The sequence below is a fragment of the Bacteroidia bacterium genome (assembly GCA_026932145.1).
Lineage (GTDB): Bacteria > Bacteroidota > Bacteroidia > J057 > JAIXKT01 > JAIXKT01.
The window spans coordinates 50,428-65,112 of sequence record JAIXKT010000012.1 but is presented as its reverse complement, the minus strand read 5'-3'; the positions used below and the strand labels follow the sequence as shown (position 1 = coordinate 65,112).

The following is a 14,685-nucleotide window of genomic DNA, read 5'->3' as shown; positions in this document are numbered from 1 at the left end:
TTTTCATTGCAAGAGCCTGAAGAATACAAAATAATGGTTTTGGATAATGGTGCATTCCACAAGGCAAAAAAACTAATCATTCCAAAAAATATCTTCCTATTATTTCTACCTCCTTACAGCCCAGAGTTAAACCCTGCTGAAAAGATATGGCAACATATCAAAAGAAAGTTTACCAATAAACATTTCGAAAATTTAGAACAAATCAGCACATTCTTTGACCAAGCAATAAAGAACCTAAGCCCTCAAATGGTAATGTCTATATGCACATTCAAATATATGAATATAGATACATTTTGGTCTAATTAAAATATCATTATCGTATTACATCCACACAACAATCCCTTTAAGCCAACTTAGCCTTACTCGATAATAGCAGCTCTTTATTACAAATATTAAATTTAATATACTGATAATCAATAATGTAATATATTATTTCAAATAAACAGTACTATTTTTTAATGAGTAGGATAACAAAGTTTAAAAAAACACGTAGATATGCAGAATTTACTTGGGAATTTCAGAAAAAATACTGAAATTTGCTCTTTGTAAGTCTGTACAATTTAGTTTGGGGTATATGAAAAACGGTTTACTATTTTTGTTTTGCGGCCTATTTACAAGCACACGGTTACTTGCTCAGATGTCGGTTAGCGATACGCTGTATATTTCTCCCGGCACAGACTTCTTCGTTGGCTATAATTCTATCAATTCTATCAATAATAAATCGGACGGCTATGTGTTGAATGAAGGCCAAAGCTATCTTGAACCCCCGCTACAAAATGACGGAATTTTAATAAATAAAGATTCCCTTATTCTTTCAATGGACTATTATGGAGCATCCGGTAGTATAATCTCGCCACCCGGCTCAGTAGTAGAATTAACATCTGTAACCCATCCAAGGGATTTTGTGGCATCGAGTAGCAAAACAGATACCTTAGATGTGTTATCCCTAAAGACCTTAGAACCTGCGCGAATAAATATGATAGGAAACTGGACTGTTCGAGATAGTATTCATTTTTGGGCAGGAGTTTTAAAAACCGAAGATACCGATACACTTCGTTTATCCCAAACTTCTACTAAAACAGAAGGGAATATGTTTAGTTACATAAGTGGTCCCGTAGAAGTTGCCTTAAATAGAGAACTCTTTTTTCCTATTGGTGATGAAGGGCAGTATGCACCGGTTTCAGTTTCAGGCTTAACCGGCACAAAAGGTTACTATCGCTTTTCTACCTCCACAAATGTTGCTAACCCAATTACCGGCACCCCAGATTCCGCTATGGTATCTCTTTTTACACTTACAGAGCACCGCTATTGGAAATCTGCGTTTATCAATCCAGTAGGTTTAACGATGATTAATCCTAAAATCACATTCACCTATGACGATGATGATGAAGATGTTTCTCAAAATGATTTCCTTAGCATAGCACATTCCCCAAGTTATAACGGACTTTTTAAATCTCTGGGAGTGTCTAACTTAGATACCACTGATATAAGCTATCATAGTATTACTACTGATACTATCATTGACCAAACTAAACTTAGTGGTTTTTATTGCTTTGGAGAGCGGGATTTTGTTAAAACAAAAATTAAAGTTTACTTAGAGGGTGCTTTCGACGGAGGAAGTGGAAATATGTGGACAAAGCTAAATCCGTATGATTTTGGAGACTTTGTTACCTATCAATATCATTTAGACAGCCTTTATGGAAGCGCAAGTGTGATTTCAGGGTATCCTAAAATGTTAAATCCATATAACTCTCCAGCAGGAGCTGTTGATGTGGTACATATTTATTTACGTACCGGAACAGCCTACAACACAACGGTAGATTCTGCGTATGCTTGGCTTCTATCTAATGGAGAAATTAGAGATTTTGAAACAGGACTTTCTCCCTATATTCGTTTTCGCAATAAAGGCCCCGGCAATTATTATATTGTTGTAGAACACCGAAATCACCTACCTATTATGTCTGCAACAGCCAAGTTATCAGACTATTCAAATCCTATTACGGTTGATTTAACTAACCCAACTAATGTCTATATGGGTACATGGGGAACTACGTATGTAACAGGATCAGAAGTGGGAATGATAGCCGGCAATGCCTATGAGGATGACGGTGCTCATGAAATTAATGCTTCAGACTACTTTGTAGCATCTATAATGAATGACTTAAACCCAGAAAGTGTTTATTACCCGGAAGACCTTAATTTAGATGGAGTTGTGAATGCGGCTGATATGATTATTGTGGATATGAACTCCCAGTTTTTATACTATTCAGTAGTCCCTTATTAAAATGATATGAAAAAGAACCCTTTAAACGCAATGCGCTACTTTAAAAGCATAGTATTTTTGTCGATAATGATGTTTCAGATACCTTTGATAGCGCAAGAATTGCATTTGCGTGTAGTATTAGAAGGACCTGCACAAAATACTTTGAAAAATGATGATTTAATGCAAACCCTACCGGAGGTTCAGTTGCGTAGCTACGGAATACCAGCTCCCGCAGGAACAGTAGATATGATCACGGTTTTACTCTTAAACCCCCAAACCAATACCGTTCAGCATACATTATCCGGCTGGTTACTTAAAAATGGCCAAGTAACCAATCTTGCCGGAAACCAAGTTTACTTAGAAGCTCCCGAAGGAACTTACAACATTATTGTAAAGCACCGCAATCATTTGCCGATTACATCTGCCAAGCCAATTACCATTCAAAGGCAAACAATTTTAGACCTTACAAATCCAACTATAGCTAAACCAAACTCTTACATAAAGCACCCCAAAGGACTATCCATGATGATAGCAGGAAATGTATATGATACTCCCAATGAATTATATGCTGAAGTTAATGCTGCGGATATGTTTATCGTTTTTGCTGCTATATCAGAGAAGAGACCGGAAATACTCATAAAAGAAGACCTTAACTTAGATGGTATAGTTAATGAAGAGGATGCAAGGATAGTAGAAAACCACTCATTATCATTACGATACACAACTGCCGAGAATAAGTAATTCAAATAATGAAACGACTCCTATTTGTATATCTTTTTGTTCTTTGCTTTACGAGTATATACTCTTATGCCCAGCAACAATATCAAGTAACGGTAGAGCAGAAAGTTAACCAAAGCGAGTTGTGGATAGATTTTTACATTACACTAACGGGACCCGGCCCGTTATATTTAGGAATGTCCAATTTCTCTATCTTTGTTACAGCGAGTAATTTAGATGTTGCGGCAGTTTCATTAGATCAAACAACCAAAGGTCCTTGGGACGCATTGACGGATGGAGCTAACTATAATCTGATGAGCTTTGGCTCAAATGCTGTAAATGGATATGTAAACTTAACTGTTTTATCAAACACTGGAGGCCCAGGACCCGGACAACCGGTAACGACAACTTCCACGCGCATAGGAAGGCTCAAAATTCCGATAACTAACCCAGCAGGATTTAATACCGTTTCTTGGAGGCTTAATCCAATGGGGGTCTATAATTTTGCAAATCAAAATATTAAAAGCCAAGGATCTTTCATAAACCCAGCACCCAACTTCCCGTTGTGTAGTATTCCCAATATTCCTATCTTGACAGCCAATCAAATGCAGATTCCACCCGGCGGTAGCGTAACCCTTATATCAAGCTATCACGGAATTTGCAATTGGTATCTCGACGGAACTTTGATACCCAATCAGCATAGCGATACACTCCTCGCAACCCAAGCCGGATCCTATACCGCAAAAGCAACCTACTATTCCTGCGAATCCGATTTTAGCGACTCACTAACCTTAATACCAATGCAAATTTGTAATTTAGATAGCTCTTTTACAGGAAACTTTACAGCCTGTCAAAATCAACTTGCACAGTATCAAGCCAATGTGTCTGCCTTAGATTATAACTGGGTAGTTTCCGGAGGAACTATTGTAGGAGCCAATAATACCCAAATCGTTACAATAGATTGGGATACACTGCCAAATGCTAGTTTGTCTCTTACTGTATCTGACTCTCATTGCGCTGCTATTAGTATCCAAAATATCATTTTGCAAGGAGATAGCCCAGACCCAACCCTCTTTTTAAACCCACAAAATCAACTGCAAACTACCGAAAGTAGCAACGTACAATGGTACTTTAACGGTACACTAATTAACGGAGCTAATCAAGATACTTTAACACCTACACTTCCAGGAGATTATTTCGTGATTACCGGAAATAATTGCGACACAGATACCTCCAACACAATCACTTATTTACCTACAAATATCCAAAATGTACTCCCATTTACTGCTTACATATACCCCAACCCATTTTTTGATCAAACGTCTTTGTACATAGAACTTACGTCCCCTCAGTTTATTACCATCTTACTTTATAATCCTGTTGGGCAACTTGTTAGAGAAATAGCGCAAGATTATTACACCGCTGGGAAACACCAATTCCGAATTGATGCAGAAAAGATACAACTCACAGTAGGTACTTTTTGGCTTAAACTAAAAATATATGATACAGAACAAATTTTTCCAATTATTTTTACACGAAAATAACTAATACTTTTTTTAAACCACTTTAACCAAATGATTTACATTATGAGAATCAGAAAATTATGCTCACATATAGTACTGCTTATGGTACTATGGGCAGTAGGTACAACTGCGTTTGCCCAGATCGGATACGAGTATTCGGTAGATCTACGCAAGGATGTTACTTTCCCAGGGAAAGTCTTTGTAGATGTTTTTGTAGAAGATATAGCAGGGGCTCCAAACGGAGATAGTCTTGGAAACGCTAACTTCGTATTTACAATCAAGGATACATCTATTATAAATTTTCACTCTGGTACGATTGATGTACGAGGGCCATACGATGCAGCCTCAAATCCAGGAGGTTATTTAGCTATGGGCTTAGGCAAGTCTCCTCATGCTGAAGGCGCTATAATTAACCTTCAAGTAAAAGCCCTAACATCTATAGCGGCTGTGGGCAATTGGGTGCCAATAGGTCCAACTAGGACTTTGGTAGGAACAATTTCCTTCGATTTAAAAACTTGTCCCGGTGGCCCTATTGACGCTAGTATAATTGATATTCGTAGGCCTACTGACGCCGCCCCGAAAGGCTCTATTACAAAGGCACACTATGGCCTGCCTATAGTAGTTCTATCCAGTAATTTCAGCTATATATCCCCTGCACAATCTTTGGTTTATAAGCCAACTATCACGAGCGTAACCCCTAATGATACTATCTGCGAGGGAGATTCTATCACTTTTGTTTCAGATATTGACTCTCGTTGGAAAGTTGATATAACAAACATTGATGGTGGTTCATATATAAGCACTGCCGGCTATAGATTTACAACCGCAGGAAATTATACAGTCTATGCTTACAATGATGACCCGGATTTATCAGGCTGTTTTGATTCCGTTCTGGTTGTAGTTAATCCCAAGCCTATTATCACATTGCCTGCTAACGGAGATGACTTCTGTGATGGCTCTCTTATTAACTTCACAAGTAATGTTGCCGGAGATTGGTTTGACGTAGATAATGGTAATGTACAGCTACAAGCCGCCAGCAATAATTTTTCAATCAATTTATCTCGTGTAAATGGAGCTAATGGAGGTGCAAAAGAAAGCAGAAAGATACAATTGGTTACTGCGGCAGGTTGCGACACCTCTATTACAATCAATTTAAACTATGTACCAACGTTTAGTATTGCTGCTCCGGATACATTTTGTTCTGGTACCTCAGCCGCTCTTACAGAAGATAGCACAGTTTCGGTAACTTTCTGGGATATAACCAACTCCGTTAATATCGCTACAGGTAATTCTACTTCTTATACACTACCAACTGTTTCAGTACCTACTACAATTACTATTCGTGCCGTAACTGACACTACAACCCAAGGTGGATGCTTTGTTGAGAAAACGCTTGTTATTATGCCAATTCCGGATAATACTTTAATTGTTTCTACGGATGATCCAGATACTACCATTTGCGCTACACAGGCATTCAACGTTATAATAGACACCCCAACAGACGCTCAGATGACTTACGTAGCGTATGCTTACCGCCAAGATGAAGGTATTCCATTCCAGATAGGATTACCTGCTGTTGGAAATGGTGCAACACTGAATATTACTATTCCAGCAGGTACGTTGAACACAGGAACCGTTGACTCTACGTATGAAATTAAGGTTTTTGTTTACAATACAGACTTCCCTGCTTGCGGTGATACACTAACCGATACTACCACCATCACAGTTAAGCCGGTACCCGGTGCTGTTACGGTTGCTGACCAAAGCCGCTGTGGAGCCGGTTCTTTCACCTTAGTTGCTGATTATGCCGCAAATTGGTATGATATGCTTGGGGCGCTAAAGGCCACATCTACACAGGTATTTAATACCGGAATTTATACTGATGGAGTTACATCTGCTAATGATAGTTTTGTAGTCGCTCGCACCAATGGATCTTGCGACGGCCCCATAGACACAGTTGTTGTTACCGTTAACCCTTCGTTAAAAGTAGTTGTTAAAACATACTTAGATGGGCCTTACGATTTGGTGGGAGATACGATGTTTACAAACTTATATGCTAATGTAGCAGTTAGAGCCACTATGAATGCTGCATTCTGCGATACTGCTACGGTAGGCGACCCAACCGGATTTATTCCAACGACTGCGGTTATGGATACTGCCTTAGGCTTTACACCAATACCCGCCAACGTAGTAGATATTATCGAAATAGAACTTAGAGATGGTAGCGATAACCCTGTGGATAAATCTTATGCTTGGTTGATGAGCAATGGAGATATTAAGGATTTTGCTACGGGAACTACCGGTTATGCTCAATTCTGCGCAGCTCCTGATGGAAACTACCGTGTGGTAATAAGACACCGCAATCACATCTCGATTCAGTCTTTTGATGCTGGAAATGCTTATGATAGGACTATTCCGGCTGCATTGGATTTGACTGCGCCTGCCAGTGTTTATGAGGGTAACGACATCGTAAATACAATGATGCGAGACAACAGCAGAATTCGTATGGCAGCAGGTAATGCCTACCCAAATATGGCCGGCTTTGATAGAGGCGAATGCAATGCATCCGACTTCTACATAGTTTCAGTTGAAAATGATACAAACGCAGCCAATGTTTACAATAATGCAGATTTAAACTTGGACGGCAATGTTAGTGCAACAGACTTTAACTTAGTAGATACAAATTCATTGAATCTGTACTACGCATCTTTCCCAAATCCGTAAGGAACTCTCTCTCTCTCTGTAATGTATAGCGGGGGGCAGATTATCTGCCCCCTTCGCTTTTTATAACTACGGAAAATTTGGGTTTACAACCAGCAGTTGTGAATGAGTTACATAAAAAAGATAATTACACTTTTTGTATGTAACTAACTTTGAATTAAATGATTATATACTTTAATAAATTGTATTTTTTCTATCGGTCAATTTCTCCGACAACCAAATCTAACGAGGCTAAGATTATCGGTAAGGTTGCTATATGGTTTTTCTGCGCTAATAACGGGAGTATTTTTAGGTTTGAAAAACTGGGGGTCCGTACTTTTAAGCGATAGGGAATATCTGTATTCCCTTGGGTAACAAAGAAGAAAGCAAGTTCACCTCGTGGGTTTTCGGATCTTGCATAGTATTCTTGTGCTGTGGGGCGGCATCTTTTGGGGCAAGCACCTCTCGGGTCAAAGTCCGTAGTACGTTTATGACTGCCTAATAACTGCCTAACACATTGTTTAACAATATGTATTGATTCTTGTATTTCGGCAATGCGAATAAAGCACCGGCTCCAAGTGTCCCCTAAAACCCCGCCACTTTGCCCAGTTGCTACAGGAATCCCAAATTCGAGTTCAGCATAAATGGAGTAATTATCAACTTTTCTTAAATCTCGCCCTAACCCGCAAGCACGTAGTATTGGACCGGTTACACCATATTGCAAAGCATCATTTAAGATTAATATTCCAATACCAACCGTTTTTTCCAAAAAAGAACCTTCCCGAATAATTCTTTCTAAATTTGGCAAAAGCGTTGTTTCAAAATAATCAGCTAATTCCAGACATCGTTTTTCAAAATTTAGAGGAACATCATAAAATAGACCCCCTATCCAGATGTAGTTATACAGCAATCTGGCTCCGGAGGCTTGCTCAAATAAAGACAGGATTTTTTCTCTTTCTTGAAAACAAAAAGAAAACTTAGCTATTTTATCCATAGCCATTCCCATAGAACCTATTGATAATAAATGTGATGCAATTCTATTTAGTTCTGCAATCAACACTCGAATGTATTCCACACGTTTGGGGATTTTATCAGCTATCCCGAGCATTTGTTCCACCCCCATAACATAAGCGAATTCATTATTCATAGCTACAGTGTAGTCTGTTCTATCCACATAAGGGATAATTTGCGGGAATGTCAATTGTTCTGCATATTTTTCAAAACAACGATGTAAATAACCTATTCGCGGAACTAACGAAGTAATGGTTTCTTTTTCAAGAGTAACTTCGAGATTCAGAAGCCCATGTAAGGTTGGGAGTTGAGGGCGAATGTTAATCGTTTGTTGTTTATTTTGCTGAATATTCATAAGTTATTTTGTATAAGGGTTTTGTAGGTGATAGTTCCATAGCTGTTTGGTTAGGGTGGCTATTTTTTCCGGGTAATTTTCAAGCATACATCGAAAATGTTGCTGCGGGCATTTTGGGTATCCGATTTTGTGGCAAGGTCTGCAAGAAAGTTCTACCTCTGCTGATAACCAATTGGTTTGCCAAGGATACATTCCAAATTCGGGGACGGTATTTCCCCAGATAGAAACAATGGGTTTCTGAAAAGCGGCAGCGATATGCATCAGGCCGGTATCGTGGCTTATCACAATATCGGTTTCTTGAATACAAGCCGCCGATTGAGCTAATGTCAGTAACCCACAAGCATTAAAAGACGGAATTTCTAAGCGGCTTATTAAATGTGAAATAGCTTTTTGTTCTGCCTGACCACCTAATAAAATAACCGGCCAACCTATTTGGTTTAAAGCAGTTACCCAGTATTCGTACGGCCAACGTTTGGTAAAATGAGTAGCACCCAATACCGCTGCAACAACAGGTAGAGAATGTTTTTTAAGTTCAGAAACCTGATATTGAATTTCAGTTGTTGATTCTGATGAAAAGAGTAACTTCTCCGGTGCTTCTTGGATATTTATTTGCTGCAATACGTTGCAATAACGAATAACAATATGCGGAACTTGAAGCCTGCGTTTAAAAAACGTCATCCTAAATTTCTGAATATTCTGCTTATCTACCGCTATTGATGGAAAAGGTAACAGCTTGCACAGCAGATAACTACGTAAACTATTTTGTAAGTCAAAAATATAGCTATATTGGTTTTGCCTTAATTCCGAAAGAATTTTTCTGAAAGTATTAAATACAATTACTTTGTCAATGTAAGGTATATTAGAAAGTACGGTTGCAAATTTGGGTTTTACCAAAAAATGAACTTGCGCTTCGGGATAATGTTTTTTGATGAGTGCCAAAACCGGAGTTGTCAGAATTATATCTCCAATGGCTGAAAAACGAATAACCAGAAACGTAGTTACCTGATTGGGGGGGGAGCTGGAAGTTTGTAGCACTTTTCTATTGACAAATATAGACAAACCGGCCATAAATCAGGAAATCAAAGATTGAATAGATAGATAAATCTTGAAATAAACTACATAGTTGCCAAAAATATTGAAGTTAAAATTATCAACAACACAGCTATTGGGAACTATTGGGTTCGTTGTCGAAATTTATCTTCCCCTGAGTTGGTCAAAAACCTGTACTTTTACCCAAATTTAGAGATGAGAAGCTGGATTTTTCTATCTATCATAACTTGTTTGCTTGGGAGTTGTGTTTCATCAAAGAAATACAAATCATTGGCTCAAAAGAACCAAGAGGCAAATGCTAAATTGCGTCAGCAGCAACTCGATGTGAGTAAGCAAGCGCAGGTTTGTGATTCTTTAAATGCGGTTTTAAATGCAGAAAGAATTTCTCAAAAAAAGACACAGGATAGCCTTTTAGCGTTGTTGCAAACGGTTAGGGATTCTGTTTTAGGGCAATCTGAACTTGCCCTGCAGCTACGAGATTCCTTGAATTTAATTCAGCAGCAATATTCGGTGCTGCGAAATAGCAGTTCGCGTGAAGTACGGGAACTGATTCGCTCATTGGAGGCAATGCAAAAAGATTTATTGGCGCGGGAGCAACGCCTTAAAATTGCCGAAAAAGACCTTAAAGCCCGCGATGCCGCCAACGAGCAGCTACGCAAAAGCCTCGCAGAAGTATTATTAGGTATGGGAAACCCGAACGAATCCCCAAATATCCAAGTAAAAAATGGACGCGTCTATGTTACGCTCTCCAATCAATTATTATTTCCTTCTGCCAGTGCCCGCTTAGACAAAAACGGCAAACGAGCCTTACGTGAAATAGCGAAAGTACTCAACAAACAAAAAGATTGGCTTATTTCGGTAGAAGGCCACACCGATGACCAAATGGTGAAAAATATTGACTGTGTGGAAGATAACTGGGATTTGAGTGTTTTTCGGGCTACTGCGGTAATTCGCTTTTTAACGGATGAATGTCAGGTTTCGCCTAAACGACTGGTAGCTACCGGTAGAGCTTCCTATCTACCCAAAAATTCGGCATCTACTCCCGAAGCAAGAAGCCAAAACCGCCGGACAGAGTTAATCTTGATACCGAAATTAGATGTTTTGTATCAACAGCTAAAACCCAATGACTGACAACGCAGCTACCTCCCGCGTTGAAATAATGGCAAAAATAGCTACACTGCACCAAAATGCAACCCGTCAAGTATGGCTGTTTGGAAACGTATCTGAGGTAAACTATCAAGTAGGTGTTCAAGTGCCTACTTTTTCTTTTAAGCAATCAACGTTGGTAGTCGGTATCCCTAAGCCTCCGCTTAATCATCAAGCTATTTTGAGAAACGTTTTAATACAAATTGCTCGTCGGTATCTTACAAACCGCCTCCAAGAAATAGCCGAATTTTGCCAACTTTCTTATAACACTGCTCGAATAAAAGAGCACCGGTCAAAGTGGGGTAGCTGCTCAAGTAAAAAAAATATTAACTTAAATTGGCGGCTGATTTTACTGCCTAAATCCGTCATTGACTATGTACTGGTTCACGAACTGATGCATTTAAGAGAAATGAATCACTCTGCACGGTTTTGGGAATGGGTAAAAAACTATCTACCGAACTATAAACAAGAAGAAAACTTGTTAAAACAACTGACTTGGGTGTTGCTGTTATATCCGCCACCTCGCCGTTAGGTTTAGGGGTTATTCATATCTAATTGTGTCCAGAAAGCGTTGCAGAGGTTAGCCAATAATTTAGCTGCCTCTCCGGATTGCTCTTGTGCCTGAAAAAAATCCTGAAATCCTTCCGGTGGAGTAGTTGCACCATTAGACCAAACTAAATCTGACCGCTTATATGCCTTAACATCGCCAGATTTTTCCCAAATAAAAGTAGCTTTCCCAATAAAACGCTTTTTCTTTTCATTGATCAACTTATTGGAAATAACCCATAATTGGCTCTCTGTAATCGTACTCAGGTTGATAGCAGACACATAAAAAATATAATCTACTTTTGGTAAGTATGTATTTAGTCGCGGGTTCGGGCGAGAATCGTCATAATATTCTAAAAATGGCTTCGCTAATGCAGGGTCAGCGTTTAAGAATATTACGTGAGCACCCGTTAAACGCGCTATTTCTTGCTGCAAAAAATAGCCTAATTTAACACTAACACCTAACTTTAAATCTTCTTCTGATAAACCTAATGAGTCATTTACTTGTAAATAATATGCTAATGGCTTAAAATAGGCAGCATCAAAAAGCAGGTTCTTTTTAGAGATATACACCGCTACTGTTTTTCCGGACAAAGAATTATGCTGAGAAAAACCCGATACATAAACAAAAAGTAAACTAAAAAAAAATAGTCTGCGGAATAGTTTTGTTATTGAATGCTGATACCTATCGGCCATAATACAAAGTTAGGTAGATTTAAGGGTTTTTGGGTGTGGAAATAGCACTTTGTTATATTGTACTGAAAAATAAGCGGTTATCGTATTTTAAGTTAAGTCTAAGGAGTTTTCAGCAGGATATTCACTTTTGAAGCGAAGAATACCTCCAGAGAGGTTGTAGGTTTGTAAATACCCTTTTTCGGCAAAGGTTTCGGCAACGAAATAGCTTCTTTGGCCGCTATGGCAGTAAAAGACCGTAGGAATTTCGGGGTTCAGCGTTGTGATAACAGTTTCTACCTTTTCGGTGGGGCAGTGAATCCCGCCTAATGAAAATTGGTTTCGTTCATCTAAACTGCGTACATCTACAAGCTGAAAGGAAATATTGTTTTTTTTCCAATAAAGAATTTGGTTGGGTAAAATATTCGTTACTGTATTTTTGTCTAAAACAGAGCAATTGTTAGTAGGAGAATCAAGCTCTTTTGGGAAATTTATAGGTACGTTGTTGGGTTTAAAGTAGATATTTTGTGTTGTTCCAGATATTAAATTTATTATTTTCAAGGTATTTTCCATTAAATCACCAATGTTGGTGATTATTTTTAGGGCTTCTGCGGCCATCATTGTGCCGATAACTCCGGTAAGAGCATTAAGTACGCCGGCTTCTGCGCAGGTAGCTATTTTTCCGGTGGGTTGATCTGGAAAAATATCCCGCAAATTGCCGGTTTGTTGTCCATTAGGTAGTATTCGGCTAAATACTGCTATTTGGCCTTCATACTGATAAACAGCTCCATACACTAAAGGTTTAGTCATTATTGCACAAGCATCATTTACCCAATAGCGAGTTTGGAAGTTATCACAGCCATCCATAACAAGGGAAATCTGTGGCAAAAAGTCAGACAATATCTTAGGGGTAACTTTTTCAAAATGTGGAATCACGGTAGATTCCGGGTTTAGCTGCTGTAAGTATTGTGCTGCACAGGTTACTTTGGGTTTTCCGATGTCTTTGGCTGTGTATAGAATTTGTCTGGCGAGGTTAGATTCTGATACTGAGTCATCATCAAAGAGATGAATAGTTCCAACGCCGGCAGCAACGAGATATTGAAGAGCCGGGCAGCCTAAGCCTCCGGCTCCAACGACCAAGATGGTGGCTTGCCGGACTTTTTCCTGTGCGGTTAAATCCCATTCCGGCAGAAGCGTATGACGGCTATAGCGTTCAAAAGACATTTTAGAACGTAAGTTCTTTTCCCAAATACAAATCTAACATTTTTCGTTTTAGCATCCAGTCATATTGGGTTATGGTTCGGCTTACCTGGGCGTTTGTTAAGTTATTGAGTGCTTCTAAGTATCTAAAAAAGTCGATGCTTCCGCTTTGGTGTCGTTTTTCGGCATAATCATAGGCAGTATTGGCGGCAGTTTCCCGCGCTTGTGCCGCCTGCAAAGCAGCCATTGCAGATTTAGTCTCTGTCCAAGCCTGAATAACTTCTTGGGTAACTTGCTGCTTTACAATATCAAGTTGTAATTCTGCATTATGAATATTTAAAGTAGCGTTCTGTTTGCTTTGGCGAACCTGCCCCCGATTAAAAATCGGAATTGAAAGATTGACGTTTATAGATTGATTGAAATTATCGCCAAATTGATTGGGGAGGCTTGCTCTTTCTCGATAAGTAACGAGCCTCCCTTGCTGCACCGTAGCGATAGAGTCAACTTTGGTAATTCCTCCGTTAGAGGAATAGTTGCTGTTTAGGCTTGCATTTAGGGATAAGGAGGGGAGGCTGCCGGCTAAGGTTTGTTTTTGCGCCCATAGAGCAGCTTCTACGCGGGCTTGCTGCTCCAACACATCAGGCCAAGAGTTTAATACTTGACTAATTAACTTTTCTACTGAGGGTATGGAGTCCGCCATATCCATAATGGCAGGTTTGATCAACACATAGTTTTCTAATGGGTTTAGGTTTAATAACTGTGCTAACGTCAGCTTATCTCGTTTTATCTGTAAATCTACATTAATCAGATTGGATTCTTCCGTAGCTAACTGTGAGATAGCGTTTAGCTCTTCTCCTTGGGCTAAAGACCCGCTTGATACCAACAACTTAGTTCTTTCTAATTGATTTTTAATGAGTTTGTACCTGCTTTCTGCAATTTCTTTATTGGATTCAGAAATCACAACTTTTAAAAAAGTGAGGGCAATATTAGCCAGCAAGTCATTACGGATTTTTCCTTCTGATTGAACGGAGGCTGTTAGATTTGCCTTTGCTTGCTTATTTGCGTAGTGATGAATTAAACCATTAAACAAAGTTATATTCATCAAAAGGCTGGGATTTGAAAAATGGGTGGTTTTATTGATGCGGGAAAATACTTGTGGGTCAAAAGAGGCACCGAAATTGGTCATCCAGCTATTATTTGCATTTAAGCTCGGGAAAAAAGCTAATTTTGTTTGCTCTAAATTATTGGCAGACTGCTCTTTAATTAGCTGTATTTGCTGAAAAGATAAATTATTTTCAATTCCACGTGTTAAACACTGAGATAAAGTGAGCGAAGTTTGCGCATTTAGAGGCATGGTAGCACCCAGCAAGCACACAACAAAAAGCCAGAATTTCATAAAAAATGAGTCAATTTGGGGACAAAGGAACAACAAAGAAATTGATTGGGGTAAAAACTTCTTTGAAAGGGTTCGTTTTTCAGATGAAAAACGGCTGTAAGAAGTA

General features: G+C 39.0%; 12 protein-coding genes. 7 read left to right on the top strand and 5 right to left on the bottom strand.

Going from position 1 to position 14,685, the window contains the following annotated elements; genetic code table 11:
• The 5 genes from LC115_04560 to LC115_04540 form a co-directional block, all read left to right on the top strand.
• Window positions 1-306, top strand: a 306-nt coding sequence (locus LC115_04560; GenBank protein ID MCZ2355951.1) for a transposase, incomplete at its 5' end; no start/stop codon positions are given.
• Between the two features lie 268 nt (window positions 307-574).
• Window positions 575-2,284: a hypothetical protein gene (locus LC115_04555; protein ID MCZ2355950.1), complete on the top strand. Its 1,710-nt coding sequence runs from the start codon at window positions 575-577 to the stop codon at window positions 2,282-2,284.
• A gap of 66 nt (window positions 2,285-2,350) precedes the next feature.
• The gene (locus tag LC115_04550) at window positions 2,351-3,004 is read left to right on the top strand and encodes a hypothetical protein (protein ID MCZ2355949.1); all 654 of its coding nucleotides are present in this window, start codon (window positions 2,351-2,353) and stop codon (window positions 3,002-3,004) included.
• A gap of 8 nt (window positions 3,005-3,012) precedes the next feature.
• Entirely contained in the window at window positions 3,013-4,524 is a 1,512-nt protein-coding gene (locus LC115_04545; protein ID MCZ2355948.1) for a hypothetical protein, read from the top strand.
• A 42-nt stretch (window positions 4,525-4,566) separates the two neighbouring features.
• Window positions 4,567-7,227 (top strand): hypothetical protein, encoded by a 2,661-nt coding sequence (locus LC115_04540; protein MCZ2355947.1) that lies wholly within the window; start codon window positions 4,567-4,569, stop codon window positions 7,225-7,227.
• A gap of 190 nt (window positions 7,228-7,417) precedes the next feature.
• Here LC115_04540 and LC115_04535 read toward each other — a convergent pair whose 3' ends face one another.
• The gene (locus LC115_04535) at window positions 7,418-8,569 is read right to left on the bottom strand and encodes an NADH-quinone oxidoreductase subunit D (GenBank protein ID MCZ2355946.1); all 1,152 of its coding nucleotides are present in this window, start codon (window positions 8,567-8,569) and stop codon (window positions 7,418-7,420) included.
• 3 nt (window positions 8,570-8,572) lie between these two features.
• Window positions 8,573-9,637 carry a glycosyltransferase family 9 protein gene (locus LC115_04530; protein MCZ2355945.1) on the bottom strand — a complete coding sequence of 355 codons (1,065 nt, stop codon included), beginning with the start codon at window positions 9,635-9,637 and terminating at the stop codon, window positions 8,573-8,575.
• A 177-nt stretch (window positions 9,638-9,814) separates the two neighbouring features.
• Here LC115_04530 and LC115_04525 point away from each other — a divergent pair, with 177 nt between their 5' ends.
• Both LC115_04525 and LC115_04520 read left to right on the top strand, forming a co-directional pair.
• Window positions 9,815-10,750 carry an OmpA family protein gene (locus LC115_04525; protein MCZ2355944.1) on the top strand — a complete coding sequence of 312 codons (936 nt, stop codon included), beginning with the start codon at window positions 9,815-9,817 and terminating at the stop codon, window positions 10,748-10,750.
• Window positions 10,743-11,297, top strand: coding sequence for a M48 family metallopeptidase (locus tag LC115_04520; protein MCZ2355943.1), 555 nt, complete (start codon window positions 10,743-10,745; stop codon window positions 11,295-11,297). Before LC115_04525 ends, LC115_04520 begins: the two co-directional genes overlap by 8 nt.
• Before the next feature lie 2 nt (window positions 11,298-11,299).
• Here LC115_04520 and LC115_04515 read toward each other — a convergent pair whose 3' ends face one another.
• From LC115_04515 to LC115_04505, 3 genes are all read right to left on the bottom strand, one after another.
• Entirely contained in the window at window positions 11,300-12,007 is a 708-nt protein-coding gene (locus LC115_04515) for a hypothetical protein (GenBank protein ID MCZ2355942.1), read from the bottom strand.
• Window positions 12,008-12,094: 87 nt separating this feature from the next.
• Entirely contained in the window at window positions 12,095-13,207 is a 1,113-nt protein-coding gene (locus LC115_04510) for a HesA/MoeB/ThiF family protein (GenBank protein MCZ2355941.1), read from the bottom strand.
• 1 nt (window position 13,208) lies between these two features.
• The gene (locus LC115_04505) at window positions 13,209-14,579 is read right to left on the bottom strand and encodes a TolC family protein (GenBank protein MCZ2355940.1); all 1,371 of its coding nucleotides are present in this window, start codon (window positions 14,577-14,579) and stop codon (window positions 13,209-13,211) included.
• Window positions 14,580-14,685 lie beyond the last annotated feature (106 nt).